This window comes from Novosphingobium sp. SG919, from assembly GCF_012932495.1.
Classification (GTDB): Bacteria; Pseudomonadota; Alphaproteobacteria; order Sphingomonadales; family Sphingomonadaceae; genus Novosphingobium; species Novosphingobium rhizosphaerae.
The window spans coordinates 35,432-60,938 of the sequence record NZ_JABCNG010000003.1; the positions used below are offsets into that span (position 1 = coordinate 35,432).

A 25,507-nucleotide genomic window follows, 5' to 3' on the forward strand; every position below is an offset into this window, starting at 1 on the left:
GAAACCGGGGCCACGGTTGCCCACCGGGCCACGATCAGACCAAGGCGCCGACCAGCATCTGCAAGGCAGCGCCGTAATACTCCTGCGCCAGGCCCAGCGGCGGCTGGGTGCCGATCAGCTTGGCGGCAATCGCCGCACCGCCGTTGGAAATGGCATAGGGCGCGCGCTCTCCGGTGTTGAGATCGATCCAGGCGGGAATGGGCTGACCCTGGGCCAGGCATTGCCGCCAGAAATCGGCCACCGGCTTGGCCAGGCTGGCGCGGTTGCCGGCCAGGGCATAGAGCGGCACGCGAATGGCATCGAAGCCGAAGCGCGGATCGTGGCCGGGTGCCAGCGCGAACTGGCCGGGACCGGCCACTTCCACCCAATCGGCGGGCAGGCCATATTGGCCAAAGCGCGCGCCTGCCACGATCGTGGTGGCATCGTCTGACAATTGCTGCCACACGCCGGGCCCATCCCACTGCGCAAAGCTGCGGAACGCGGGCCAGATGAAATACGACGGGTTCACGATCACCCGGCCGTTTTCCTGAAAGCCTTCCAGCCCCGGCAGCAACAGCTTCATGCCAAAGCGATCGACCACCAGGCGCTGGCGGATCGCCGCGCGGATTGCGGTCGAGCGCGCGCGCCATTCGGCCACGCCCCAATGCTGCGCGGCGCGCTGCAGGGCCCAGGCGATCAGGATGTCGCCATCGGCGGCATTGTTGCGATCGGGCACGCGATCGGGGCTGTTGGGATCGTATTTCCACGCATGCAGCGCCACGTCGCTGCGCAGCAAATTGTCGTTCGTCCAATCCGCGATCAGCTCGAATGCGGCGCGATCGCCTGCCTCCAGCGCGAGCACCAAGCCATAGCTCTGCCCCTCGCTGTGGCTGATGCCGCCGTTCTGCGGATCGACGATCCGGCCCGAGGGATCGAGAAAGCGGGCCTTGAACGTATCCCAGTCGCTGTTGCTGCCCATGGCCTTGCTTTGCCGTCCCGGCGCACAAGCTGCCGTCAGCGCCACCAACAATCCGAAACCGAACCCGCGCCGATTGATCTCACCACCAGTCTTGGCATCACTGGCGCCCGCACCAACAGACTTAACGACCATGCCGGATTTCAAGCGTCTGCCCTTTCCATTCCGCCGTGGTCGCCAGCGCATGGCTGCTGCCCATCATGCGGAACCACGTGTCATAGGTGCCTTCCATCAAGGGCGGCAGCAGCGCCTTCCATGGGTCGGCGATCTCGGCTTCGGTTTCGGGATAGAGCCCTTCCTGGCGCACCACGAGCGCGCTGTCCTCGACCGTCACCACCGCGCTGCCCCAGCCAAGCGTTGCCCACAGCGCGTTGATGCGCGTGGTCATCGTGCCCAGGTCTTCCACGTCATCAAGCGGTACGACCGCCGCGATGCGCTTGCCCACGGCCACGTAAAAGCCGTGGCTCTGCTCTTCGGTGGCAGCGCTGGAAAGTTCGCGGGCGATCATGGCCACCAGGAAACTGGCGCCGGCGGGCGGTGTGGCGCGAAACGCGCTCGACACGCGCGGTGTCTTTGGGTCCTCAAACATCATTTGGTTGCTCCCAAACTCTGGCGGATGCCGATGGTCGAGCGAAGCTCGTCATAGCTGCCAAAGGTGTTGTAACTGGCCTCTCCCCCGATCCGGGTGGAGGGGCTGATCTGGTAATAGAGCGAGCCCTCGGCCGAGAGGGCAAAGCCGGTCTTGCTCAGGCTGTCATAGCGGGCACGCACGTCGCTATCCTGCGACTTGAGCACGTTGAGCTGGCCCTGGCGGGTATCGTCGGTGGGATAGAGCGCAGCGTCCTTCTGGCTGTAGCTCTGATAGCCCGGGGTCACCGCCGCCCGCAGGCTCAACTGGTCCTTGTCCAGGCTGTAGCGCACCGGGAAGCTGACAGAGAGGAAGCTCTGCGGGCTGAAATAGCCGCCATGGCCATAGGTGAAGTAGTTCTGCGGGTTGTCATAGGACTGGTAGTTGACGTTGATCCCGCTGGTCAGCGCCGAATGTTCGGTGCGATAGACCCGCAGATAGCCGCCGACATTGGCTTCGACGCCGTGGTTCTTGCGCACGTTGGTGCCGCGGTAGCGGTTGTAGGCCACGGTGCCATAGGCACCGCTGCCATTGCGATCGACCGAAAGCCCGGCGCCGCCACCCAGCCGCATGACCTGGCCCCAAGTCTCCCCGGAAACCGGATCGCGGGTGCCGGCATAGGAAATCACGCTGTCCGTCACCGGGCGGCGTTCCACCCAGGCCTGCGCCTGCGTGCCGTTGCCCAGGCTGGGCGTGACCCCGGCGTGGAACGACACTTGCGTCTTGCCCATGCCGATCGGCGTGGTGCCGACATCGGCATGCACAACGCTGCTGTCATAGCCGGCGCTCAAGGCCAGGCCCGACTGGTGCTGGGTCTCGGCCTGGACCAGGGCCGAAGCCTTCTGGTCGACGATCGCCTGCGCCTCGATCGTGGCATTGGTGCCAAAGCGCGCCAGGCCCGATCCGGTCGGCCGGCCAGAATCGATCACCACCGCTTCGGCGCGGGCGCGCACGCGGCCACCGGCAAGGCCGGTGGAAATCTCGGCCGATCCGCGCAGGTCGCTCAATTGCGATAGCCCGGTCTCGCCCTTGCGCTCGCGGTACGACGTGCCCAGGTCGATGCGCGGGCCGCTTTCGCGGGTGAGTTGGGCAATGTCGCCCGAAATCTTGGCCATGACCGGATCGACCGGGCCACCGCCAGCGAGCGGCGCTGCCGCATCACCGAACGGCGAAGCGGCCGGCGCCGGGGCCGTGCCGAACGCCGGGGCGCCAAAGGCCGGCGCCGGCAGTGCACTTTGACCAGCATAGGCAGACGGCGCGGCATAGCCGCCAGACGCCGCATAGCCGCCGCCGCTGTTGCCGCCATCCATCACCGATCGCGCGTTGCCACCCTGCCCTGCGCCACCGGCATAGCCCGGCGCCGCATAGGCGGTTGCCGTGCCCAGGCCCGGCGCGGCGCCATAGGCGGGCGCGCCGAAGCTGGCCGGTGCGGCATAGGCCGGAGCGCCGCCAAAGCCGCCCGTCATCGGCACGACTTGCGCCGTGGGCAGGCGGGTGCCGCCCCCCAGGGCAAAGGGATTGATCTGCGGCTGGGGCTGCGCGGCCGGCTGGTCGCGGAACGGGTTCCCGCTCGCCACGCCCATGGGATCGGCGGCAAAGGGATTGCCGCCAAAGGCATCGATGCCGTTGCTGCCGGTTTGCCGGGCATAAAGCGCGCGGGCCTCTTTCAACAGGCGCACCGCCGTGCTGCGATCGCCGCGCGCCTGGGCCACCTGGGCCAGTGTCAGCCGCACCTGGTAGTCCTGGGGAAAGGCCTGGAGCGCGCGGGTTGCCGCGCTTTGCGAAAGATCCTTGTCGCCGGCGGCCTGCGCGGTCTGCGCCAGCCCAAGCAGCGCGTCGCGGTTGCGCCCGTCGCGCGTCAGCACGATCTGGAACGTCTGCGCGGCGCGCGCGGACATGCCGCCCGATTGATAGAGCCGCGCCAGGGCCGAGAGGATTTCCAGGCTATCGGGCGCAGAGCCCCAGGCCCCGCGCAGCACGTCGAACGCCTGGGCATATTGGCCGTTGAGGCGCAGGCGATCGGCCTGCCCCACCGCCAGGCCCGCCGACATGCGCGCCAGCGTGCGTTGTCCTTCGGGCGAGGTATTGCCCAGCGTCGCGGCCTTTTGCAGCGCGGCGCGGGCCAGGTCGTCGCGCCCGGTCTTGGCCAGCACGCGCACCACCGCGTCATAACCATCCAGGTCGCCGATATCGCCGCTCATCGCCTGCTGGGCAAACTGCCCGGCGCCCACACCATCGCCCAGGTCGAACAGCGCGCTGGCAATCGCGGCGCGGCGCGCGGCGGGCAGAGTCTTGATTGCGCCAAGCTGGCGCAACGCGGCAATCGCCTGGTCGCGCTGGCCGTTCGCGGCCATCGCCTTGGCCCGTTCGATCGCGCTATCGGTCTTGATGCCCAGGGCAAAGTTGCGCATCGCCGGGGTGCGCTGGGTTTCGGGCACGCGATCGATCAGGGCTTCGGCCGCGGCATTGCGGCCCAGATCGGCATCGATCAGCGCGGCGGCGTAAAGCGCATCGGGATCGCTCGCCTGGGTCAGCGTGCCGATCAGCGATTCCGCCTCGATGCTGCGGCCATGGCGGATCAGGAAGCGCGCGAATTCATAGCGGATCCACGGATCGGTTTGATCCAGCATCAGCCCGCCCTGGAATTCCTGCTCGGCGGTCAGATCATCGCCCCGCGCCACGGCGGCCAGCGCGCGGCCACGCGCGGCGCGGCTTTGCAGGCGCTGGTCGGTCTGCGCGCCGGCGGTTTCGGCGGCCTGGCGATAGAAATCGGCCGCGTCGGCAAAACGGCCCTGGCGTTCATAGATATCGGCCAGCAGTTCCAGCGCCGGCCCGGTCTGGGCAAAGCCCGAGCGCACCAGCGCTTCGGCCGTAGCCTGGGCCTGGTCGGTCTGCCCGCGCGCCAGCAGGGTGCGCGCTTCGTCCATCCCGGCATAGAACCGCGCGGCCGCCAGCGCTTCGGCCCAGCGGCCCGGATTGGGCTGGCGCGAAGCCTGTTCGAGCAGATCGCGCGCTTCGGCAAAACGGCTTTGCCGCAGGCGCACGATGCCAAGGCCACCCAGCGCATCGCCGTCGTTGCGGTTTACGCCCAATGCCTTTTGGAAGCGGCTGGCGGCGGCATCCAGGTTGTTGTCGTCCAGCGCGTCGAACCCGGCCATGCGCTGCTTGCCCGCAGCGTCGGCGGCGCGCTGGCGCGGGGCAGGCGCGGCCTGGGCCACGGGCGCCGGGCGGGGGGCAGGCTGTGGCGCGGCGCGGGCCACGGCCGGGCGAGGCGCCGGGCGCGGGGCCGGCTTGGCCGGCGCGGCCTTGGGCGCTGCGGCCACTTTCGCCGGCGCGGCTGCCGGTGCCGGCGCGCCGCCTGCCAGCGCGCGGCGTGCCTCGGCATTGCCGGGATCGAGCGCCAGCGCCCGGCGCAAGGCCTGCTCGGCCAGATCCTGCCGCCCCTTGGCTTTCCAATAGAGCCCCTGCGCGATCAGGGCCTTGACCCCGGGCACTTCGGCAAAGGCCACCTGGGGCACCGCGAGCGGAGCGACAGAGGCCAGCATGACGGCAACAGCGGCACGGGGGAAAGCGTTGGCGGCGGACATCTCATTCATCCTTTGCACCCAGGCGCAGGCGGGCCTGGCGGCGGAAGTAGGCATAGGCAGGGCCGGTCAGCCCCAGCGCCAGAATGAGCGTGCCGAACGCCATGAGCAAGGGGCGTTGGCTGAACCAGAACGCCACTTTCATCCAGATCGGCAGGCTGCCCACCCAATAAGTGGACCCGATGGCAAAGCTCGCCATGCCATCGCCAGTGGTCACCGACAGGTCTCCCTGGATCTGCGCGTTGATCTTGGCGTCGGCCATGCCATCGACCAGCGGCGGCAGATCGGCGGCGTCATCGGCCACCAGCGCCACCACCGTGCGGTCGGAAGCATAGGGCGATTGGAAGCTGACGATGCCGGCAAAGCCGCGTGCGGCGTGGATCATCGGCTCGACATCGGCCTCGTTGGTCAGGCCGCGATCGGAAAACAGCGAGCTGACATATTGCAGCGGGCTCTTTTCCGACACTTTCAGCCCGCGCCCGTCCCAATGCAGCGGTGCATTGGCAAAGACCTGGCCGGCGCCGGCAATGGCCGAACTGCCGATCACCAGGATGTCCTGCCCGGCCAGGCGATCGGGATCGATGCCTTCGGCCACGGTCACCCCGGTGGGGGCGACGCCGGTGCTGTCGCCAAAGCGGCCCATGAGATTGAGGAACGCCTGCACCGATGCCGGGGTGGGATTGCGGCTCATCAGCACGGTCGTCTCGCCCAGGTCGGGGCGGATGGTGAAGGGATAGCCGGCCCCGGCAAAAGTGGCGAGGTCGGGCATTTCCAGCGCGTGATAGGCGTGGCTCAGGTCGATGGTGGACGTGGGATCGATCGCCACGCGCACGTTGTCGGGCAGCGTGCCGGTGCACTTCTGCTTGTCGGCCAGGATCAGGTTGTAATCGAAGACCAGATCGTTCTGCCCGAACAGGTTGTAGCGCGGCAGGGTCAGGCTGGCCGAGCCATCATAGCTCTTGGCGCCCTTCGCTCCGAACCAGTCGCTCCACCAGCTGCCCGCCAGCGGCAGGGTCTTGAGGAACTGGCTGTTGATCGAAATGTCGAGGCGCGAGGCCTTGCGGTCCATCCACTTGGCCAGCGGATAGCGATAGGTCAGGTTGAGCGTGCCCCCCTGGCGCGGCCAGAAGAACAAGTCGGGCGCCACGCGGAAGCGCGCGGTCAGCGGGCCAGGCGGCAGGCCCATGCCCTGCAGGGCATAAGGCTCCATGATCTCGCCCAGCTTGACCGCGTGATCGGTGGTGATCCAGCGCGGCGCGCCATAGCGCGGATAGGTGGGCACGCGCGCGCCGTCGAAATTCATCTTGGCGCCGCCGAACACACCGCGTCCCGAGGAAACGGCCGCCGCCGCCACGCGCAGTTCGCCATCGTCGCGGCCCATGATCACCAGCACGGTGCCAAAGGCGTCGCGCGGGTTGCGCACCACCACCGCCGAAGCGCCGGTGACCGGGATGTTCAAGCCCGGCAGGCTCTGCCCGGCCTTGAGGAAGGCAATGACATTGCCGGTCGGCATCTGGCCATAAAGCGGCTGGAACGAAAAGCCGCGATAGCTGGCCATGGAGCCCAGCCAGCCGGCCATGGCCGCAGCCGCTTCCAGTTCGCCCTTGTGCGGCTGGCCGGCGAACACGAACGGCATTTTCAGCGTGGTGTTGGTGGCGCGATCGAAAAACGGCCCAGGCAGGCGCGACAAGTCGGGCACGTTGGGCAGCGCCTGGGTGGTAATGTCCAGCCACGAGCGCGTGTTGCTGACATTGGCCCAAAGCACCGAATTGAACGGGTCTTCGCAATCGCGGGCATAGTGGCCGATCAGGCGCAGGTTGAGCTGGTTGTCGCCGGGCAGGAACAGTGCCGGGTTGATCGGCAGGGTCAGCACCTGGCCGCCCGAATCCTGCGGGCGCAGCGGCACGGTCTGCACCACTTCGCCGTTCACCAGCACGACCAGCTGCGACAGATCGCCCAGCATCGCCGGGGACCAGGCCAGTTGCAGGGTGATCGACGCATCGGTCACCACCTGGTTCTTGCGCACGCCAAAGGGGATGGAGATTTCGCCGCGCGTGCCCTGGAGGCGCACGGCGTTCTTGATGCGCAGGTCCTTGAACGTGAGCCTTTCACGCGCCACGCCGCCGCCACCGTTCGCAGCCGGCGCTGCCGCCGCCGGCGCGGCAACCGGGGCCGCCTGCGCCTGCTGCGGCGCCAGCAGCCCGCTGCCCAGCGGCAGGGCCAGCAGCATCGCGGCAGCCGCCGCCAGGGCGGAACGCTTCTTGCGCTTTTCCTTGCCGGCCGCGGCCGCAGCGTCGGCCTGCGCCTGCTCCTGCGCCAGCCGCGCGGCGGCCTTGGCCGCTTCTGCCGCCCTGCGCTGGTCTTCCTTGGCAGCCTTGCGTTCGGCACGGTTGAGCATGAGCATGCGCTTGATCGTCAAGACATCGACCAACAGAATATCCCTCAGCGAACGCAGGCCGGGTACGATTTCCGGCGGCGCGGCGCGCTGCCAGGCGTCCGCCCGTCCCATAACGGCACGAACAAGCCTGCGCTGCCCCAGCGTGTCAAGCGGCTGATAGCGAACATAGGCCCGTCCGCGCGTGCGGCGCACGGTTTCCACCGGCACGGCCAGGCGATCGTCACCCATGGCCAGCACGATATCCGTGACCGTGGCATCGCCCACCGGCAGTTCGGCCGGGAGTTCGATGGCCGCACCACCCATCGAGATGTCGATCGTGGTGCCATCCACCACATGGCCCGAGGAAAAGTGAACCGCCACGGGCAGTTCCGCGCTGACGCGAATGGTCTGGCGGGCCTGGCGGGTTTCGCGCGCCACCGAGACAGCAGCGGTCAGGATGATCAGGCTGAACAGCGCCCAGGCCACGTTGAGCGCCAGGGTATCGAGCTGCACGTTGAACAGGTGCTGGAAGAACACCCGCTTGATGACCGCCAGCGCGATGCCGAACACGATCGTGCCCATGCAGATCAGGTGCGGCTTGACGATCGCCCAGTCAAAGAACGTGCGATCGAGCAGGTCGCCCTTGTCGGTCACGTTGAACTTGCCCTTGCGCGGGTTGAACCAGGTCATCACCGTGGGCGCCACCAGGTGGAACGCCAGGATCGTTTCATAGACCTCGCCCCAGAACGGGCGGCGTTCGCCGGCCTGCGAGCGTTCGCTGGTCACCTGCGAACAGAACAGGTGCGGCGCGGCATAGGCAAAGATCAGCGATGCGGACGCCGCGATGATGTTTTGGCCAAAGATCAGATAGGCCAGCGGGCTGGTGAGGAAGCAGATGCGCGGCAGCGGAAACTGGAAGTGCAGCATGGCATTGAGATAGCAAAGCCGCTGCTGCCACTTGAGGCCGGGGCCCATCAGCGGGTTTTCGATGCGCAGGATCTGCGTCATCCCGCGCGCCCAGCGGATGCGCTGGCCGATGTGCAGCACCAGGCGTTCGGTGGCTAGGCCCGCCGAAAGGCGTGCGCCGATATAGGCCGTGGACCAGCCGGTACGCTGCAGCTTCAGGGCCGTGTGCGCGTCTTCGGTCACCGTCTCGCCGGCAAAGCCGTTGGTTTCCATCAGCGCTTCGCGGCGGATCACCGCGCAGCTGCCGCAGAAGAACGTGGCGTTCCACAGGTCGTTGCCGCCCTGCACCGGGCCATAGAACAGGTCGCCTTCGCCCGGCATGTTCTTGGCCGTGGCCAGGTTGCGCTGCACCGGATCGGGCGAATAGAAGAAGTGCGGCGTCTGCATCAGCGCCAGCTTCCGCTCCTTCTGGAAATAGGCGACGGTCAGCTGCAGGAAGGCGCGCGTGGGCACGTGGTCGCAATCGAAGATCGCGATCAGTTCGCCTTCGGTCTTCTTCATCGCGGCGTTGAGATTGCCGGCCTTGGCGTGCAGGTTGTTGTCGCGCGTGATGTAGCCGCAGCCTGCCTCGCGGGCGAAAGCGCGGAATTCCGGGCGGCGGCCATCGTCCAGGATGTAGACGTTGAAGCGGTCGTGCGGATAATCCATGTCCATCGCGGCGAACACGGTGTTGCGCACGATTTCCAGGCTCTCGTTATAGGTGGGGACATAGACGTCCACCGTCGGCCAGGTGTCGGGCTCGCCTTCGATTTCCACCACCGGACGGTTGAGCGGCCAGGTGGTCTGCAGGAAGCCCAGGATTAGCAGCACCCAGGCATAAAGCTCGGCCAGGTACAGCCCGGTGCCGAACAGGAATTCCAGCGGCGTGCCGAACGACAGCGTCTGCGTGGTGCGCCAGAAGATGTAGCGGGTGGAGGTGATGATCGCGAGGATGCCGATCGCCAGCGAGCCCTTGCGCGATTTCCAGCGCGACAGGGCCATCATGCCCACGATCGTGCCACCGGCCAGCATCCACTGCTGCTTGAGATCGAGCGGCACGCCGATCACCACCAGCGCGGTCAGCGCCAGCAGGATGAACGTGCCCAGGCGCACGAGATGTGCGGGGTTGCGAAGCAAGGCGATCATGCGGCGCGGTTCTTTCCAGGCTGGCCTGCCGGGGCAGCGCCGGCGGTGTCATCGGGCAGCGGTGCGCCGCCATCGGCATCGAGAATGTCGACCAGCAGGTCGGCCACGCTTTCGCCCAACGCAATGGTGTCGGCCAAGGCGGCGCTGTGCGGGGCATAGCGGCCGAGCGGCTGGAGCATGGCGCATGCCTCGATCACCGATTCGTCACGCCGCACCTGGCCCAGCAGGCGGTCGCCCAGCAGTTCGCGCAGGAAGCCCACCGAATGGCGCGCAAAGCGGCGGGTGTCTTCGACCATGCTCATCACGAAGCGGGTCTTGGCCAGGCCCGCATCGTTGACCGCCGGCAGCATCATCAGGCATTCGGCCGTGGCCGTCAGCGGGCAGATTTCCAGATCGGCATAGGGCAGCAGCAAATCGCGCAAGTGCTGGTCACCGCTGGAGATATCGGCCACGAACAGCTGCTCGCCATCAAAACCGATTTCGCCCGCAGCCAGGCCTTGCGCAAAATCGTCCTGCCGGGCCAGTGCCGCCGCGCTGCGCAGGGCCACGCCCTGGACCGAAGCGCTGGCCGCTTCCTCGGCCGGGGCATCGAGCGCGGGCAGCGCCTCGCCGGGGCCAATGCCGAAATGCAGTTGCAGCGTGCCACTCTGCGCGAAATCGAGCGCGGTCACGTCGTGCCCGGCGCGCGAGAGAGCAATCGCCGTGGTCGCCGCCAGGAACGAATTGCCGGTGCCGCCACGCGGACTGTGGAACAGGATCAGGGCCATCAGGCGTCTCCCCCCTCGACCGCATCGGACAGGCGTTGCAGCAGCGAGCGGATGTTCTGGGCGCGTTCGGGGCGGCCATAGCGGCCAAACAGGCTGGCAGCGGCTTCGGCTTCGCGCGGCTTGGCCGCGGCCGGCGCCGGGGCCACCACCGCACGGGCCTGGGCCCGTGGAGCGGGCATCCGCGCGCTGTCGCCTGGCTCGGCCGCTTCGATGGCCGAAACCTCTTCCTGCGGCATGATGCGCGGATCTTTCAGCAGGGCTTCGAAAATCGGCCAGCTTTCCAGGTCGGCAAAGCGATCGACGAATTCGCGATAGCGAAAGTCGCTCTTGCCCAGCCGCTCCAACAAGACCTTTGCATCTGCCCGCATAGCCCAAACCCCTGAGTAATCTACGCAGAGGTGTTGCAGACAATGGTTAACAAATGCCTTCCCGGCGGTCATCAAGCCCAGCAAAGCCCCCGGTTTTGCAGGGTTTTGCCGAACAATGCGAATTTAACCGAAGCCAAAATCCCAACACAGGATGCCTAGCGGCACGTTAACCCATCGCGCCCAAGCCACCGATTCGGTCTTATCGCGCTACCCGGTCACGATGCGATAGGGCACGTGATCGCGCTGCGCCGGATCGACCGCGATGGCCCGGTCGCTGGGCGGAAAGGCGCGCTGGTCGCACGTGTCGCGCGGGCAGGTGCGGCACGAGGCGCCGATGCGCGTCACCGCTTCCTCGCTGGCCAGATTCAGGCCATCGGCATAGACGAACTCGCTGGCCAGCGCCGCCTCGCAACCGAGCGCCACGGCATAGCGGCGCGATGGGCGGTAGTACGATCCCGATGGCTTAACCAGGCCCTTGGCGATCGAGACATAACGCACGCCATCGGGCATTTCGGCGAGCTGCACATGGATACGGTCGGGAATGGCCACCGCCTCGTGCACGATCCACAAGGGGCAGGCCCCGCCATAGCGGCCGAATTGCAGGCGCGTGGCCGAATGGCGCTTGGTCACGTTGCCGGCCATGTCCACTCGGCAGAAGAACACCGGAATGCCCCGCGCCTGCGGGCGTTGCAGCGTGGAAAGGCGGTGGCAGGCCTGCTCGAAACTGGTGTGGAACGGCTGGCGCAGCCGGTCCACATCGTGGCGCAGCGCGCGCGCCGCCTGGGCAAAGGCAGTATATGGCATGGTCAGCGCGCCGGCGGCATAGTTGCCCAGGCCCACTGCCAGCAAGTGCCGCGCCGCTTCGCTGCGCAAGGGGGCCTCGGCCACGATCTGGGCAATGGCATCGGCCAGCGCCATCGCGCAGACCTGATAGGCCAGCTGGAACCGGCTGGATTCGAGCGGCTGGGTGGAATCGAGCGTCAGGACCCGCGCGCGCCTGTCATAACGCCGCACCGGCCCACCGCCGCGCCACACCACGGCCACCCCTTCACCCGCCAGCCAGGCCTGCATCTGGGCGATGTCGGGCGAAGGTTCCCCTTGCCCGATCCGCGCTGCTAGCTCCTCTGCCGCGCGATCGAGCACATCGACATAGTTGTTGGCGTGGTGGAACCAGTCGCGCACTTCCTCCCATGGCAGGCGGCCGCCGGCGGCCAGGCTGGCGCCGATGGTCTCGTCCATCATGTCCAGCCGCTGGCGAGTCTGGGTGTAAAGCCCGTGCAGTTGCACCACCTGGCGCGCCAGGTCGGGAAACTGGCGCGCCAGGCGCTCCACCTGCTCGCCCGGCGGGCTGGCCGAAAGATGCGGATCTGCCAGCGCACCACGCAGCGCCTCGGCCAGGTCGTCGGCCGCTGGCGGGGCCAGGTCGGCCCAGTCCACCGGGAACGTGGCCATCAGCGTGTCGGTCAGTGCCGGGGTCAGCGGCCGCTCGTCGTTTTCCAGTTGCGAGAGATAGCTCGCGCTGATGCCCAGCAGCGTGGCCATGTCGGCCTGGCGCAAGGCACGGCGCTGGCGCAGCGCGCGCAAGGGAGTGCCGGCAAAGAGGGGGCGGCGTGCCATGGTGGCCATCGGCTATCACGCAGCCCCGTGTTTGCAAAGTAGGGCTTTGCAACTTTGCAGATTAACATTGGACAGCGCCCCCGCCCTGCGGCATCGCGGGATCAATTCTGCAAACTTGCAAAGCGAGAGGTGCCCCTTGTCAGCCAACATTGCCGAGATGGAACGCCGCCGCGCCGCCGCGCGCCTGGGTGGGGGCCAGCGCCGGATCGATGCGCAGCATGCCAAGGGCAAGCTGACCGCGCGCGAGCGGCTCGACGTGCTGCTGGACGAGGACAGCTTCGAAGAGATCGACGCCTATGTCGAACACAACTGCGTCGATTTCGGCATGGCCGAAAACCGCATTCCCGGCGATGGCGTGATCACCGGATCGGGCACCATCAATGGCCGCCTGGTCTTCGTGTTTTCCCAGGATTTCACCGTGTTCGGCGGCGCTGTGTCCGAACGCCACGCGATGAAGATCTGCAAGATCATGGATATGGCGCTCAAAGTGGGCGCCCCGGTGATCGGCCTGAATGATTCAGGCGGCGCGCGCATCCAGGAGGGCGTCGCTTCGCTGGGCGGCTATGCCGAGATTTTCCAGCGCAACGTGCTGGCCTCGGGCGTGGTGCCGCAACTGTCGCTGATCATGGGGCCTTGCGCAGGCGGCGCGGTCTATTCCCCGGCCATGACCGACTTCATCTTCATGGTGAAGGATTCCAGCTACATGTTCGTCACCGGCCCCGATGTGGTCAAGACGGTGACCAACGAGATCGTCACCCAGGAAGAGCTGGGCGGCGCGGTGACGCACTCGACCAAGACGTCCGTGGCCGACCTTGCGCTGGAAAACGATATCGAGGCACTGCTGACCGCGCGCGAGTTCTTCGACTACCTGCCCTTGACCAACCGCACCGGCGTGCCCGAGCGGCCCACGTCCGACCCGTGGGACCGCCTGGACGAAAGCCTCGACACGCTGATCCCGGCCTCGGCCGCACAGCCCTATGACATGCACGAAGTCATCGCCAAAGTGGTGGACGAAGGCGAGTTCTTCGAAATCCAGCCTGGCCACGCCGCCAACATCCTCTGCGGCTTCGGCCGGATCGAAGGCCGCACCGTGGGCGTGGTGGCCAACCAGCCGCTGGTGCTGGCCGGCGTGCTCGACATCAATTCGTCCAAGAAGGCCGCGCGCTTCGTGCGGTTCTGCGACGCGTTCGACATTCCGATCATCACCTTCGTCGATGTGCCCGGCTTCCTGCCCGGCACCGCGCAAGAGCATAACGGCATCATCAAGCACGGTGCCAAGCTGCTCTTCGCCTATGGCGAGGCGACCGTGCCCAAGATCACCGTGATCACGCGCAAGGCCTATGGCGGCGCGTATGACGTTATGGCCTCCAAGCATTTGCGCGGTGACTTCAACTATGCCTGGCCCACTGCCGAAATCGCGGTGATGGGCGCCAAGGGCGCGGTCGAAATCATCTTCCGCGGCCTGGGCACAGAGGAAATCGCCGCCAAGACCAAGGAATACGAAGACCGCTTTGCCAACCCCTTCGTGGCGGCGGCCAAGGGCTTTGTCGACGAGGTGATCCACCCCCACTCCACGCGGCGGCGCATCGCGCTGGGCCTGCGCAAGCTGCGCGGCAAGGCCCTCGAGAACCCGTGGAAGAAGCACGACAACATCCCGCTCTAACGAAGGCAGGCAAACCCATGAAACTGGGTCGTTTGAACCATGTCGGCGTGGCCGCGCCCTCGATGCAGGACGCCATCGCTTATTACCGCGACGTGATGGGCGCGCGGGTGATCACCGATCCGTTCGACATGCCCGAACAGGGCGTGAAGGTCGCGTTCGTCAACACGCCGGGCGAAGCCGGCACGGCAGGCACGCAGATCGAACTGATCGAGCCCTTGGGCGAGACCAGCCCGATCGCCGGCTTTATCGCCAAGAACCCGGCCGGCGGCCAGCACCACGTGTGCTACGAGGTGGAAGACATCGAGGCCGCGCGCGACTGGTTCACCGCCCAGGGCAAACGCATCCTTGGCCCCACCCGCATCGGCGCGCACGGCACGCCAATCTTCTTCCTGCACCCCAAGGACATGCTGGGCCAGCTCACCGAAATCATGGAGACACCCCGTGGGGACCATTAAGGACTGGGAAGCCCTCGCCGCCAAGGAAGTGAAGGGCAAGGACCTCACCTGGCACACGCCCGAAGGCATCGCGGTCAAACCGCTCTACACCGCGCAGGACGTGACGACCGATCCGGGCCTGCCCGGCTTTGCCCCGTTCACGCGCGGCGTGCGCGCCAGCATGTATGCCGGCCGCCCCTGGACGATCCGGCAATATGCCGGCTTCTCCACCGCCGAGGAATCCAACGCCTTCTATCGCCGCAACCTGGCCGCCGGGCAAAAAGGCCTGTCGGTGGCCTTCGACCTCGCCACCCATCGCGGCTATGACAGCGATCACCCGCGCGTGGTGGGCGACGTGGGCAAGGCGGGCGTCGCCATCGACAGCGTCGAGGACATGAAGATCCTGTTCGACGGCATCCCGCTCGACCAGATGTCGGTCTCGATGACGATGAACGGCGCGGTGATCCCGATCCTGGCGTTCTTCATCGTCGCGGGCGAGGAACAGGGCGTTGCCACCCATCTGCTGGACGGAACCATTCAGAACGACATTCTGAAGGAGTTCATGGTCCGCAACACCTATATCTATCCGCCCGAGCCCTCGATGCGGATCATCTCCGACATCTTCGCCTTCACCTCGGCGCGGATGCCCAAGTTCAATTCGATCTCGATTTCCGGCTATCACATGCAGGAAGCCGGGGCCACGCAAGTGCAGGAACTGGCCTTCACCATTGCCGATGGCATGGAATATGTGAAGTACGGCGTCGCCTCTGGCCTCGACATCGACAAGTTCGCCGGGCGCCTGTCGTTCTTCTTCGCCATCGGCATGAACTTTTTCATGGAAGTGGCCAAGCTGCGCGCCGCGCGCGTGCTGTGGCACCGCGCCATGACGCAGCTGGGCGCCCGGGACGAACGCAGCAAGATGCTGCGCACCCACTGCCAGACTTCGGGCGTCTCGCTGCAAGAGCAGGACCCCTACAACAACGTCATCCGCACCACTATCGAGGCAATGGCCGCGATGCTGGGCGGCACCCAGTCGCTCCACACCAATGCCCTGGATGAAGCGATCGCCCTGCCGACCGACTTTTCCGCGCGCATTGCCCGCAACACCCAGATCGTGATCCAGGAAGAGACGGGCATGTGCAACGTGGTCGATCCGCTCGGCGGGTCGTACTACATCGAGGCACTCACCCAGCAGCTGGTCGACCAGGCCTGGACCATCATCGAACGCGTCGAAGCCGAAGGCGGCATGGCCAAGGCCGTGGCCGCCGGCTGGCCCAAGGCGATGATCGAGGAAGCCGCCGCCGCGCGCCAGGCTCGTGTCGACAAGGGCGAAGACGTGATCGTGGGCGTCAACAAGTATCGCTTGGCTAGCGAAGACCGCATCGAAACGCTGGAAGTGGACAACCACGCCGTGCGCGCGGGCCAGATCGCCCGCCTCGCCAAAGTCCGCGCAACGCGCGACGAAGCCGCCTGCCAGGCCGCGCTCAAGACGCTGACCGAAGCGGCAAGCGCGGGCAGCAAGCCCGATCTGTCCACCAACCTCCTCGCCCTGGCGGTCGAAGCCGCACGCCACCGCGCCACGCTGGGCGAGATTTCCGATGCGATGGAGGCCGTGTTCGGCCGCCACGGCACCACGCCCACCCCGGTCAAGGGCATCTATGGCGCGGCCTATGCGGCCGACGCGCGCTATGCCCAGGTGATCGAGGGCGTCGAGGCCGTCACCCGGCGCCTCGGCCGCAAGCCCCGGCTGCTGGTGGCCAAGATGGGCCAGGATGGCCACGATCGCGGCGCCAATGTCATCGCCTCGGCCTTCAGCGACATGGGTTTCGACGTGACCAGCGGCCCCTTGTTCCAGACGCCGCAAGAAACCTGCGTGCTGGCGCTGGCCAGCGATGTCGACGCGATCGGCGCATCTTCGCTCGCCGCCGGGCACAAGACGCTGATCCCCGAACTGATCCAGCGCCTGCGCGAGGCCGGACGGGGCGATATCAAGGTGGTGGCCGGCGGGGTGATCCCGCCGCAAGACTATGACTTCCTGCGCGAGGCGGGAGTCCAGGGCATCTATGGGCCCGGCTCCAACGTGGTGGAATGCGCGGCCGACATGCTGCGCCTGCTGGGCCACAACATGCCGCCGCTGGGCGAATGACGGGACGGGAGAGCACGATGTTCAAGAAAATCCTCATCGCCAACCGTGGCGAGATTGCCTGCCGTGTCATCAAGACGGCGCGCCGCATGGGCATTGCCACCGTGGCGGTCTATTCCGATGCCGATGCCCGCGCGCCCTTCGTGCAGATGGCCGACGAAGCCGTGCACATCGGCCCGGCCCCGGCCGCGCAATCCTACCTGATCCCGGAAAAGATCATTGCCGCGTGCAAGGCGACCGGCGCCGATGCCGTCCATCCCGGCTATGGCTTCCTCTCGGAACGCACCAGCTTTGCCGAGGCGCTGGCTGCCGAAAACATCGCGTTCATCGGGCCGCCCGTGGGCGCGATTGCCGCCATGGGCGACAAGATCGAATCCAAGAAGCTGGCCAAGGCCGCCGGGGTCAACGTCGTGCCGGGCTATGTCGGTGAGATCGACGATACCGACCATGCGGTGCGCATCGCGGCCGAAATCGGCTATCCGGTGATGATGAAGGCCTCGGCCGGCGGCGGCGGCAAGGGCATGCGCCTGGCGTTTTCCGAACAGGACGTGCGCGAAGGCTTTGAAAGCGTGAAGCGCGAGGGGCTCAATTCCTTCGGTGACGACCGCGTGTTCATCGAAAAGTTCATCGAGAACCCGCGCCACATCGAAATCCAGATCCTGGGCGACCAGCACGGCAACATCCTCTACCTGAACGAGCGCGAATGCTCGATCCAGCGCCGCCATCAAAAGGTGGTGGAAGAGGCGCCTTCACCTTTCGTTACGCCCGAAATGCGCAAGGCCATGGGCGAACAGTGCGTCGCCCTGGCGCGCGCGGTGGGCTATTATTCGGCCGGCACGGTGGAACTGATCGTCTCGGGCGCGGACAAGAGCGGCCAGTCGTTCTACTTCCTGGAAATGAACACCCGGCTTCAGGTGGAACATCCCGTCACCGAAGCGATCACCGGCATCGACCTGGTCGAGCAGATGATCCGCGTGGCCGCCGGCGAGAAGCTGGCGATGACCCAGGACGATATCGGCATCCACGGCTGGGCGATTGAAAACCGCGTCTATGCCGAAGATCCCTATCGCGGCTTCCTGCCCTCCACCGGGCGCCTGGTGCGCTATCGCCCGCCGCTGGCCGGCTGGACCGACGATGGCCAGGGCAATGCCCGGCGCGGCGTGGACGGCGTGCGCGTGGACGACGGCGTCTATGAAGGCGGCGAAGTCTCGATGTTCTACGATCCGATGATCGCCAAGCTGGTGACCTGGGGCGAAACGCGCGACGAAGCCGCCGACCGCCAGGTCGCCGCGCTCGATGCGTTCGAGATCGAGGGCCTGGGCCACAACATCGATTTCCTCAGCGCGATCATGCAGCACCCGCGCTTCCGCTCGGGCGAGCTGACCACCGGCTTCATTGCCGAGGAATATCCGCAAGGCTTCCACGGCGCCCCCGCCGACGCCGATCTGCAACGCGCGCTGGCCGGCATTGCCGCGTTCCTGGCGACCGCGCGCGCCGACCGTGCGCGCCGGGTGGATGGCCAGTTGGGCAAGCGCCTGCGCCCGCCCTCGGAATGGTCGGTCACCCTGGCAGGGCAGACGTTCGCCGTGGCGCTTTCCGGCGACGAAGTGACCGTCGACGGCACCCCACTCGACTTGGCGATGGAATATACCCCCGGCGATGTGCTGGTGGAGGCCGAAGTCGACGGCGACGTAGTGGGCGTGAAGGTCAAGCCCACGCGCAGTGGCTTCCAACTGACCACGCGCGGTGCGATCCACAAGGTGCAAGTGCTGCCAGCGCGCCTGGCGCCCTATACCACGCACATGATCGAAAAAGTGCCGCCCGATCTCTCGCGCTTCCTGATCTGCCCGATGCCCGGCCTGCTGGTGGCGCTGCACGTGGCAGAGGGTGACAAAGTGGAAGCCGGCCAGCCGCTCGCCGTGGTCGAAGCGATGAAGATGGAGAACATCCTCCGCGCGGAAAAGAGTGGCACGGTCAAGGCAGTGCGCGCCAAGGCGGGTGAAAGCCTTGCGGTGGATGCCATCATTCTCGAGATGGCGTGAAGCGGCCTCGCAGGAACGCTAGTTGACGTTTACGTAAGCGTGAATTAACACGGCCGCCAAATCGATGGGAAAGGCATGAGTGCGATGAAAGCCCTGGTCTGCGTGAAGCGGGTGATCGACTACAACGTGAAGCCGCGGGTGAAGGCGGATGGCACGGGTGTCGAGCTTGCGAACGTGAAGATGAGCATGAACCCGTTTGACGAGATCGCGGTGGAGGAAGCGATTCGCCTGAAGGAAAAGGGCGTGGTTTCGGAAGTGGTTGCGGTGTCGGTGGGCCCGGCGAAGGCGGCCGACACGCTGCGCACGGCGCTGGCGATGGGCGCGGACCGGGCGATCCTGGTGCAGTCCGACGAAGACGTGGAGCCGCTGGGCGTGGCCAAGATCGTGGCGGCGATTGCGGGCGAGGAGCAGCCCGGTCTGATCATCACCGGCAAGCAGGCGATCGACGACGATTCGAACCAGGTGGGCCAGATGGTCGCCGCGCTGCTCGGCCGGCCGCAGGGCACCTTTGCCAATGAAGTCAGCGTCGAAGGCGATCAGTTGACCGTGAAGCGCGAGATCGACGGCGGGCTGGAAACGGTCAAGCTGGCGCTGCCCGCGGTGGTGACCACCGACTTGCGTTTGAACGAGCCGCGCTATGCCTCGTTGCCCAACATCATGAAGGCCAAGTCCAAGCCGCTCGCCACCAAGACCGCCGCCGACCTGGGCGTTGACGTGAGCCCGCGCCTCAAGACGCTGAAAGTGGCCGAGCCGCCGGTGCGCGCGGCGGGGGTGAAAGTGGCCGATGTCGATGCGCTGGTGGCCAAGCTCAAGGAACTGGGAGTCGCGTGATGGGTAAGGTTCTTCTCTGGGTCGAGCACGATGGCGCCGCGATCAAGGACGCGACGCTGAGCGCGGTGACCGCCGCAGCCCAGCTTGGCGACGTGGTCGCGCTGGTGGCGGGCGAAGGCGTCGATGGCGTGGCCGCTGCGGCGGCGCAGATCGCCGGTGTTTCCGCCGTGCTCAAGGCCGATGACGCGGCCTATGCCCATGCGCTGGCCGAGAACGTCGCGCCGCTCGTGGCCGCCCTGATGGCCGATTACGACGCCTTCGTGGCCCCGGCCACCACCACCGGCAAGAACGTCGCGCCGCGCGTGGCCGCGCTGCTCGATGTGGCGCAGGTCTCCGACATTCTCTCGGTGGAAGGCCCCAAGACCTTCACCCGGCCGATCTATGCCGGCAATGCCATCGCCACGGTCGAATCGGGCGATGCCAAGCTGGTGGTGACGGTGCGCGCCACGGCCTTTGCCAAGGCGGACGCGACCGGCGGCAGCGCGAGCGTGGACGCGGTGAGCGGCGCGGGTGATGCGGGCCTGTCCAGCTTCGTCGGTTCGGAAATCGCCAAGAGCGAGCGCCCGGAACTGACCAGCGCCAAGGTCATCGTCTCGGGTGGCCGCGCGCTCAAGGACGCGGAAACCTTTGCCGCGACGATCACGCCGCTGGCCGACAAGCTGGGCGCCGCGATCGGCGCGAGCCGCGCGGCGGTGGACGCGGGATACGTGCCCAACGATTACCAGGTGGGCCAGACCGGCAAGATCGTGGCGCCGCAAGTCTATGTCGCGGTGGGCATTTCCGGCGCGATCCAGCACCTGGCAGGGATGAAGGACTCCAAGACCATCATCGCCATCAACAAGGACGAAGACGCCCCGATCTTCCAGGTGGCCGACGTGGGCCTGGTCGCCGACTTGTTCACCGCCGTGCCGGAATTGGTGGGGAAGTTGTGATTTGACGGGAACATGCCCTCCCCCAGCCCCTCCCGCCTGCGGGAGGGGAGCTCAAGGGGCGCCCTCCCGCAAGCGGGAGGGGAGCTTAAGGCAAAATCCCCCTCCCGCGTGCGGGAGGGGTTAGGGGAGGGGGTGTTTCGCGCGGTTCACAAAGCCAGCGTGAAACACTGGCTGAAATCATCCACCACGTAATCGGCAAACGCCGCGCATCGCTCGAAACCATGCGCGCGATAAAGCGCCAGGGCCGGTTCGAACGCCGGCCCGCGCCCGGTTTCCAGGCTCACCCGTGCCATGCCGCGCGCCCGCGCCTCGGCCAGCAGGTGCCGCAGCATCGCCTTGCCCACGCCCCGGCCCAGCCATTCGGGCGCCACCCGCATCGATTTCAACTCGCCATGATCGGGCGCCAGCACTTTGAGCGCGCCCATCCCCGCCAGATCGCCACCCACCCAGGCCGAATAGAACGTCACGCCCGGCGCGCGCAGCTTGTCGAGCGGTAGGGCGTGGACCTTGTCGGCCGGCGAATGGGCATGCATCCCGCCCAGATGCAGCGCCACCAGCGCCTGGATCGCCGCGCCGCTCAAGTCATCCTCGCGTATCGTCACATCAAGCATCACGCACTCCATCTGGCCAAACCGGTTGCATCTGCTATCGCCGCCAGCATGACCCAGTCCACCCCTTCTTCGCCCCGCTGGAGCCTGGCCATTCATGGTGGCGCCGGCGCCATGTCTCCCGAATTCATGGATGCCGCCATGGCCGCCGAATACGAAGCTGCGCTGGCCCAGGCGCTGGAAGCGGGCGCCGCGGTGCTGCGCGAGGGTGGCAGCGCGCTCGATGCGGTGAGCGCGGCGGTCTGCGCGCTGGAAGACGATCCCCATTTCAACGCCGGGCGCGGCGCGGTGTTCACTTATCACGAAACCAACGAACTGGACGCGGCGATCATGGATGGGCGCACCCGCGCCGCCGGTTCGGTCTGCGCCGTCACCCGCACGCGCAACCCGGTGCGCCTGGCGCGCACGGTGATGGAGCAAGGCCCGCACGTGTTCCTGGCCGGCAGCGGGGCCGAGGAATTCGCCCGCGACCACGGCATGGAGGAAGTGGACCCAAGCTGGTTCGCCACCGAGGAACGCCGGAGCCAGCTGCACGAATTCAAGGCGCGCAAGGACGGCTGGTTCGACGCAGACCTCAAATTCGGCACGGTGGGCGCGGTGGCATGCGATGCGCAGGGTAATCTTGCCGCCGCCACCTCCACCGGCGGCCTCACCGGCAAGCGCTGGAACCGCATCGGCGATTCGCCGGTCATCGGCGCAGGCACTTATGCCGACAACCGCGCCTGCGCGGTTTCGTGCACCGGTACGGGCGAAGTGTTCATCCGCGTGGGCGTGGCCCACGAAATCGCCGCGCGCGTGCGCCTGGCCGGGGAAAGCGTGGCAGCAGCCACCCGCGCCGTGCTGGGCGAAGTGGGCGAACTGGGTGGCGTGGGCGGCATCATCGCCGTCGATGCCCAGGGCAACCTGACCCACGCGTTCAACACCAACGGGCTCTATCGCGGCTTTGCCGACCACACCGGCCGCGCCGACGTGGCCATTTTCAAGGACGCCTAAACCCCTGCGATCAAAGCCAGATTCGCCACCAGGATCAGCACAAACAACAGCCAGCCCACCGCCAGCATGGTCAGCGGCGCGACGAACGGCCCCATCACCGTGCGGTTGCCGGCAAAGCGCAGCAGCGGCCAGATGGCAAAGGGCAATTGCAGCGACAGCACCACTTGCGTCGCCACCAGCAATTGCCCCACCGCCCCCTGGCCCAGCCACAGCACCCCGGCCAGCGCCGGCACGATGGCCAGCGCGCGGGTCAGCACGCGGCGCTGCCAGCACGGGATCTTGAGGTTCAGGAACCCTTCCAGCACCACCTGGCCCGCCACGGTGCCGGTGAACGTGGCGCTTTGCCCCGCCGCCAGGAGCGCCAGGCCGAACAGCAGCGGCGCCAGGCCCGCCCCGGTGATCGGCGCCAGCAGCCGCCAGGCGTCCTCGATACTGGCCACGTCGCGATGCCCGTGGCCGTGAAAGGCCTCTGCCGCCAGGACCAGGATCGCCACGTTGACCAATGTGGCCAGCAGCAGCGACACCACCGTGTCTGCGCTGCCCAGGCGCAGCGCGCGGCGCGTGCCGGCAGGGCTGCGGTCGCCCAGGCGCGTGAGCACCACGCTGGAATGCAGGTAGAGATTGTGCGGCATCACCGTGGCGCCCAGGATGCCGATCGCCAGCACCAGCGCGCCGGGCTGGGCCAGCCGGGCCAGATCGGGCACCGCACCGGCCGCCACGGCTGCGCCATCCACCCCAACGATCATCAGTTGCACGCCAAAGCACAGCGTGATCGTGGCGATCAGGCCCAGCACGATCGCTTCCAACTGGCGGAAACCATGCCCTTTGAGACCCAGGACGATCAGCGTGTCGAGCCCGGTGAGCAGCACCCCGGTCCACAGCGGCACATGCAGCAGCAAGTGCAGCGCCAGCGCCGCGCCCAGCACTTCGGCAATGTCGGTGGCGACGATCGCCAGTTCGGCCAGGAGCCACAGCACGCGGCACGCAGCGGGCGAATAGTGCGCCCGTGCCAGCTGGGCCAGATCCTGCCCACTGGCCAGCCCGACCCGCATGGCCAGGCTCTGCAACACGATTGCCGCCAGCCCGCAGGCCAGCACCACGAACAACAAGCCGTGGCCGAATTGCGAACCGGCGGCAATGTCGGTGGCCCAGTTGCCCGGGTCCATATAGCCCACGGCCACCAGCAGGCCCGGACCGGCGGCCTGCCACGCCACCTTCCACCACGGCCCGTTGGCAGCAACGGCAACGGTGCCACGCACTTCGGACGGGCAAAACGGCGCGGTGGCAGTGGTGGGCAGCGAAAAACGGGCAGCAAGCGACATGGCCACAAGGCTTACTCGCTATGGCCAAAGAATAAACCCCGCCCGATGGGGGCGGGGTTATCCTGTTGTTACTTCGCCGCGGCCGGGGCCGCAGCGGGTGCCGCGCCCAGGCTCAGCTTGCCGCCCTGGCTGTTGAGATAGGCGATCACGTCGGCGCGGTCCTGCGCGCTGGACAGCCCGGCAAAGGTCATCTTGGTGCCCTGGGCAAACTTGGCCGGGGCCGTCAGCCACTGGTCCAGCGTGGCCTGGTCCCACGTGCCCTTGTGCGCTTTCAGCGCATCGGAGAAGGCAAAGCCGCCGCGCCCTTCGGCAATGGCATCGCCGGCCACGCCATAGAGGTTGGGGCCGATGCCGTTGGGGCCGCCCTGCGCCACGGTGTGGCAGGCCTGGCACTTGGCAAAGACCTTTTCGCCCTTGGCGGCATCGCCCACCAGGGCCACGGGCGTTGCTGCGCCATCGGCCGGGGCCGCGCCGGCCGCCGGCACCGCTTCGGGCGCGGGCAGCGGCAGGTTGGAACCCTTGGAATTGAGATAGAGAATCACGTTGGCGCGATCCATCGGATCGGCGAGGCCGGCAAACGACATCTTGGTGCCGTCGGCAAACTTCTTGGGATTGGTGAGCCATTCATCGAGGCTCGCGAAATCCCACTTGCCCGCCTTGGACTTGAGCGAATCGGAAAAGGCAAAGCCACCGCGCCCTTCGGCCCGGGCATCGCCCACCACGCCCCACAAATTGGGGCCAATGCCATTGGCCGCGCCCTGGTCGATGGTGTGGCAGGCCTTGCACTTGGCAAAGATCGCCTCGCCCTTGGCGGCATCGGCCTTGGCCAGGCGATTGGCGATCGGCTCTACCGCAGCGGCACCGCCAGCGCCGCCTTCAGGTTCCACCCCGGCGATAGCATATCCCATCTTTTCAGGACGTTCATGCTTGTCGGCAAGGAAGTAATGGGCGGACAACGTTGAAAGGCCCAGAGCCACGATACCGCCAAACAAGGTCCATCCCGCGATCGTATTGAAACGGTCGTCCATTCCCAGCCCCATTTATCGCACGCATTTTCCGGCCCGCTGCCGGTACGCACCTTTTGCAGGGGGGATAATCAGCCCCCCGGCCCGGCGCAAGTGCGATTAGAGCCGCACGTGAAACCCCGTCTCTGATCCAGAACAAATTTTGCCCATGGGAAAGCGGTATTCTGCCCTGATTCGCCTTGCCCAGCAGGCAAATTTGCGCCTAACGGCAGCCCCCATGCAGAGTTTTCCCGAACCCGCCCGCCTGCTTGTCGATCGCATGAGTGCCGCCGCTGCGGCCGATCCGGCACGCGCGGTGGCGTTTCAGGGCGCGCCGGGGGCCAATTCGCACCGCGCCGCGATCGAAGCGATGCCCGATGGCCTGCCGCTGCCGTGCTTTTCGTTCGAAGACGCGCTGGATGCAGTGAAGGATGGCCGCGCCGGCCAGGCGATCATCCCGATCGAGAATTCGCAGCATGGCCGCGTGGCCGACATTCATTTCCTGCTGCCCGAAAGCGGCTTGTCCATCGTGGGCGAGCATTTCCTCGACATCCACCACTGCCTGATGGCGCGTGCCGATGCCGGCACGATCCGCGCCGCCTACAGCCACCCGCAGGCCCTGGGCCAATCGCGCTTCTACTTGCGCGAGCGCGGCATCGTGCCGATGGCCTATGCCGATACCGCCGGCGCCGCCGCGCTGGTGGCGGAAAGCCAAGAGGCCGGGATTGCCGCCATCGCCCCGCGCATCGCGGCCGAGCTTTACGGGCTGGATCTTCTGGCCGAGAACATCGAGGACGCGCACGACAACACCACGCGCTTCGTGCTGCTGTCGAAAACCGCGCGCGATCCCGCCACGCTAACCGGTGCTGCGATGACCACCTTCGTGTTCGAGGTGCGCAACATCCCGGCCGCGCTGTACAAGGCGCTGGGCGGCTTTGCCACCAACGGCGTCAACATGACCAAGCTGGAAAGCTACCAGAAGGGCGCCAGCTTTGCCGCAACGATGTTCTTTGCCGATATCGTCGGGGCGCCAGGCGATCCGGCGGTGGATCGTGCGCTGGAAGAACTGGCCTATTTTGCCAAGGACTTGCGCATTCTGGGCTCCTATCCGCTGGAACGCGCCCGGGGGTAAGGCCCGCCCGATACCG

Annotated in this window: 18 protein-coding genes; 8 read left to right on the plus strand and 10 right to left on the minus strand. The window is 66.9% G+C overall.

Annotated elements, in window-relative coordinates; translation table 11 throughout:
• Window positions 1-34: 34 nt before the first annotated feature.
• The 7 genes from FHT19_RS13190 to FHT19_RS13220 form a co-directional block, all read right to left on the minus strand.
• The gene (locus FHT19_RS13190; RefSeq protein ID WP_169475539.1) at window positions 35-1,090 is read right to left on the minus strand and encodes a glycosyl hydrolase family 8; all 1,056 of its coding nucleotides are present in this window, start codon (window positions 1,088-1,090) and stop codon (window positions 35-37) included.
• On the minus strand, window positions 1,080-1,547 hold the full coding sequence (locus tag FHT19_RS13195) for a hypothetical protein (protein WP_168555975.1): 468 nt from the start codon (window positions 1,545-1,547) through the stop codon (window positions 1,080-1,082). The genes FHT19_RS13190 and FHT19_RS13195 overlap by 11 nt, the downstream gene beginning before the upstream one ends.
• The gene (locus FHT19_RS13200) at window positions 1,544-5,170 is read right to left on the minus strand and encodes a cellulose biosynthesis protein BcsC (protein WP_246866076.1); all 3,627 of its coding nucleotides are present in this window, start codon (window positions 5,168-5,170) and stop codon (window positions 1,544-1,546) included. The genes FHT19_RS13195 and FHT19_RS13200 overlap by 4 nt, the downstream gene beginning before the upstream one ends.
• A 1-nt stretch (window position 5,171) precedes the next feature.
• Window positions 5,172-9,635, minus strand: a complete 4,464-nt coding sequence (bcsA, locus tag FHT19_RS13205; RefSeq protein WP_169475540.1) for a UDP-forming cellulose synthase catalytic subunit — start codon at window positions 9,633-9,635, stop codon at window positions 5,172-5,174.
• The gene (locus tag FHT19_RS13210) at window positions 9,632-10,402 is read right to left on the minus strand and encodes a cellulose synthase operon protein YhjQ/BcsQ (RefSeq protein ID WP_168555972.1); all 771 of its coding nucleotides are present in this window, start codon (window positions 10,400-10,402) and stop codon (window positions 9,632-9,634) included. Before FHT19_RS13210 ends, bcsA begins: the two co-directional genes overlap by 4 nt.
• Entirely contained in the window at window positions 10,402-10,770 is a 369-nt protein-coding gene (locus FHT19_RS13215) for a hypothetical protein (RefSeq protein ID WP_169475541.1), read from the minus strand. Before FHT19_RS13215 ends, FHT19_RS13210 begins: the two co-directional genes overlap by 1 nt.
• 207 nt (window positions 10,771-10,977) lie before the next feature.
• Window positions 10,978-12,387 carry a helix-turn-helix transcriptional regulator gene (locus FHT19_RS13220; protein ID WP_169475542.1) on the minus strand — a complete coding sequence of 470 codons (1,410 nt, stop codon included), beginning with the start codon at window positions 12,385-12,387 and terminating at the stop codon, window positions 10,978-10,980.
• 136 nt (window positions 12,388-12,523) lie between these two features.
• On the opposite strand from FHT19_RS13220, the gene FHT19_RS13225 reads away from it, so the two are divergent.
• From FHT19_RS13225 to FHT19_RS13250, 6 genes are all read left to right on the plus strand, one after another.
• A complete protein-coding gene (locus FHT19_RS13225; protein ID WP_169475543.1) occupies window positions 12,524-14,050 on the plus strand; it encodes an acyl-CoA carboxylase subunit beta in 1,527 nt (508 codons plus the stop codon).
• Window positions 14,051-14,067: 17 nt separating this feature from the next.
• Window positions 14,068-14,505: a methylmalonyl-CoA epimerase gene (mce, locus tag FHT19_RS13230; protein WP_169475544.1), complete on the plus strand. Its 438-nt coding sequence runs from the start codon at window positions 14,068-14,070 to the stop codon at window positions 14,503-14,505.
• Window positions 14,492-16,630 (plus strand): methylmalonyl-CoA mutase, encoded by a 2,139-nt coding sequence (scpA, locus tag FHT19_RS13235; protein ID WP_169475545.1) that lies wholly within the window; start codon window positions 14,492-14,494, stop codon window positions 16,628-16,630. Before mce ends, scpA begins: the two co-directional genes overlap by 14 nt.
• Before the next feature lie 17 nt (window positions 16,631-16,647).
• Entirely contained in the window at window positions 16,648-18,669 is a 2,022-nt protein-coding gene (locus tag FHT19_RS13240; protein ID WP_169475546.1) for an acetyl/propionyl/methylcrotonyl-CoA carboxylase subunit alpha, read from the plus strand.
• An 84-nt stretch (window positions 18,670-18,753) separates the two neighbouring features.
• A complete protein-coding gene (locus FHT19_RS13245; protein WP_169475794.1) occupies window positions 18,754-19,500 on the plus strand; it encodes an electron transfer flavoprotein subunit beta/FixA family protein in 747 nt (248 codons plus the stop codon).
• Window positions 19,500-20,432, plus strand: coding sequence for an FAD-binding protein (locus tag FHT19_RS13250; protein WP_169475547.1), 933 nt, complete (start codon window positions 19,500-19,502; stop codon window positions 20,430-20,432). The genes FHT19_RS13245 and FHT19_RS13250 overlap by 1 nt, the downstream gene beginning before the upstream one ends.
• A gap of 146 nt (window positions 20,433-20,578) precedes the next feature.
• Here the strand turns inward: FHT19_RS13250 and FHT19_RS13255 are convergent, their stop codons facing one another.
• Window positions 20,579-21,043, minus strand: a complete 465-nt coding sequence (locus FHT19_RS13255) for a GNAT family N-acetyltransferase (protein ID WP_211184925.1) — start codon at window positions 21,041-21,043, stop codon at window positions 20,579-20,581.
• Window positions 21,044-21,091: 48 nt separating this feature from the next.
• Between FHT19_RS13255 and FHT19_RS13260 the strand changes: the two genes are divergently transcribed.
• On the plus strand, window positions 21,092-22,033 hold the full coding sequence (locus tag FHT19_RS13260) for an isoaspartyl peptidase/L-asparaginase (protein ID WP_168555964.1): 942 nt from the start codon (window positions 21,092-21,094) through the stop codon (window positions 22,031-22,033).
• Here FHT19_RS13260 and FHT19_RS13265 read toward each other — a convergent pair.
• The gene (locus tag FHT19_RS13265) at window positions 22,030-23,355 is read right to left on the minus strand and encodes an Nramp family divalent metal transporter (protein ID WP_169475549.1); all 1,326 of its coding nucleotides are present in this window, start codon (window positions 23,353-23,355) and stop codon (window positions 22,030-22,032) included. The genes FHT19_RS13260 and FHT19_RS13265 overlap by 4 nt on opposite strands.
• Window positions 23,356-23,423: 68 nt before the next feature.
• Window positions 23,424-24,383 carry a cytochrome c family protein gene (locus tag FHT19_RS24625; protein WP_168555962.1) on the minus strand — a complete coding sequence of 320 codons (960 nt, stop codon included), beginning with the start codon at window positions 24,381-24,383 and terminating at the stop codon, window positions 23,424-23,426.
• Window positions 24,384-24,597: 214 nt separating this feature from the next.
• Here FHT19_RS24625 and FHT19_RS13275 point away from each other — a divergent pair, with 214 nt between their 5' ends.
• Window positions 24,598-25,491, plus strand: a complete 894-nt coding sequence (locus FHT19_RS13275; RefSeq protein ID WP_169475550.1) for a prephenate dehydratase — start codon at window positions 24,598-24,600, stop codon at window positions 25,489-25,491.
• The last annotated feature ends 16 nt before the right edge of the window (window positions 25,492-25,507 follow it).

Coding starts and splice junctions, on each gene's coding strand:
- FHT19_RS13190 (WP_169475539.1), bottom strand. CDS start 1,090: ATGGTCGTTAAGTCTGTTGGTGCGGGCGCCAGTGATGCCAAGACTGGT.
- FHT19_RS13195 (WP_168555975.1), bottom strand. CDS start 1,547: ATGATGTTTGAGGACCCAAAGACACCGCGCGTGTCGAGCGCGTTTCGC.
- FHT19_RS13200 (WP_246866076.1), bottom strand. CDS start 5,170: ATGTCCGCCGCCAACGCTTTCCCCCGTGCCGCTGTTGCCGTCATGCTG.
- bcsA (WP_169475540.1), bottom strand. CDS start 9,635: ATGATCGCCTTGCTTCGCAACCCCGCACATCTCGTGCGCCTGGGCACG.
- FHT19_RS13210 (WP_168555972.1), bottom strand. CDS start 10,402: ATGGCCCTGATCCTGTTCCACAGTCCGCGTGGCGGCACCGGCAATTCG.
- FHT19_RS13215 (WP_169475541.1), bottom strand. CDS start 10,770: ATGCGGGCAGATGCAAAGGTCTTGTTGGAGCGGCTGGGCAAGAGCGAC.
- FHT19_RS13220 (WP_169475542.1), bottom strand. CDS start 12,387: ATGGCACGCCGCCCCCTCTTTGCCGGCACTCCCTTGCGCGCGCTGCGC.
- mce (WP_169475544.1), top strand. CDS start 14,068: ATGAAACTGGGTCGTTTGAACCATGTCGGCGTGGCCGCGCCCTCGATG.
- FHT19_RS13240 (WP_169475546.1), top strand. CDS start 16,648: ATGTTCAAGAAAATCCTCATCGCCAACCGTGGCGAGATTGCCTGCCGT.
- FHT19_RS13245 (WP_169475794.1), top strand. CDS start 18,754: ATGAAAGCCCTGGTCTGCGTGAAGCGGGTGATCGACTACAACGTGAAG.
- FHT19_RS13250 (WP_169475547.1), top strand. CDS start 19,500: ATGGGTAAGGTTCTTCTCTGGGTCGAGCACGATGGCGCCGCGATCAAG.
- FHT19_RS13255 (WP_211184925.1), bottom strand. CDS start 21,043: ATGCTTGATGTGACGATACGCGAGGATGACTTGAGCGGCGCGGCGATC.
- FHT19_RS13260 (WP_168555964.1), top strand. CDS start 21,092: ATGACCCAGTCCACCCCTTCTTCGCCCCGCTGGAGCCTGGCCATTCAT.
- FHT19_RS13265 (WP_169475549.1), bottom strand. CDS start 23,355: ATGTCGCTTGCTGCCCGTTTTTCGCTGCCCACCACTGCCACCGCGCCG.
- FHT19_RS24625 (WP_168555962.1), bottom strand. CDS start 24,383: ATGGACGACCGTTTCAATACGATCGCGGGATGGACCTTGTTTGGCGGT.
- FHT19_RS13275 (WP_169475550.1), top strand. CDS start 24,598: ATGCAGAGTTTTCCCGAACCCGCCCGCCTGCTTGTCGATCGCATGAGT.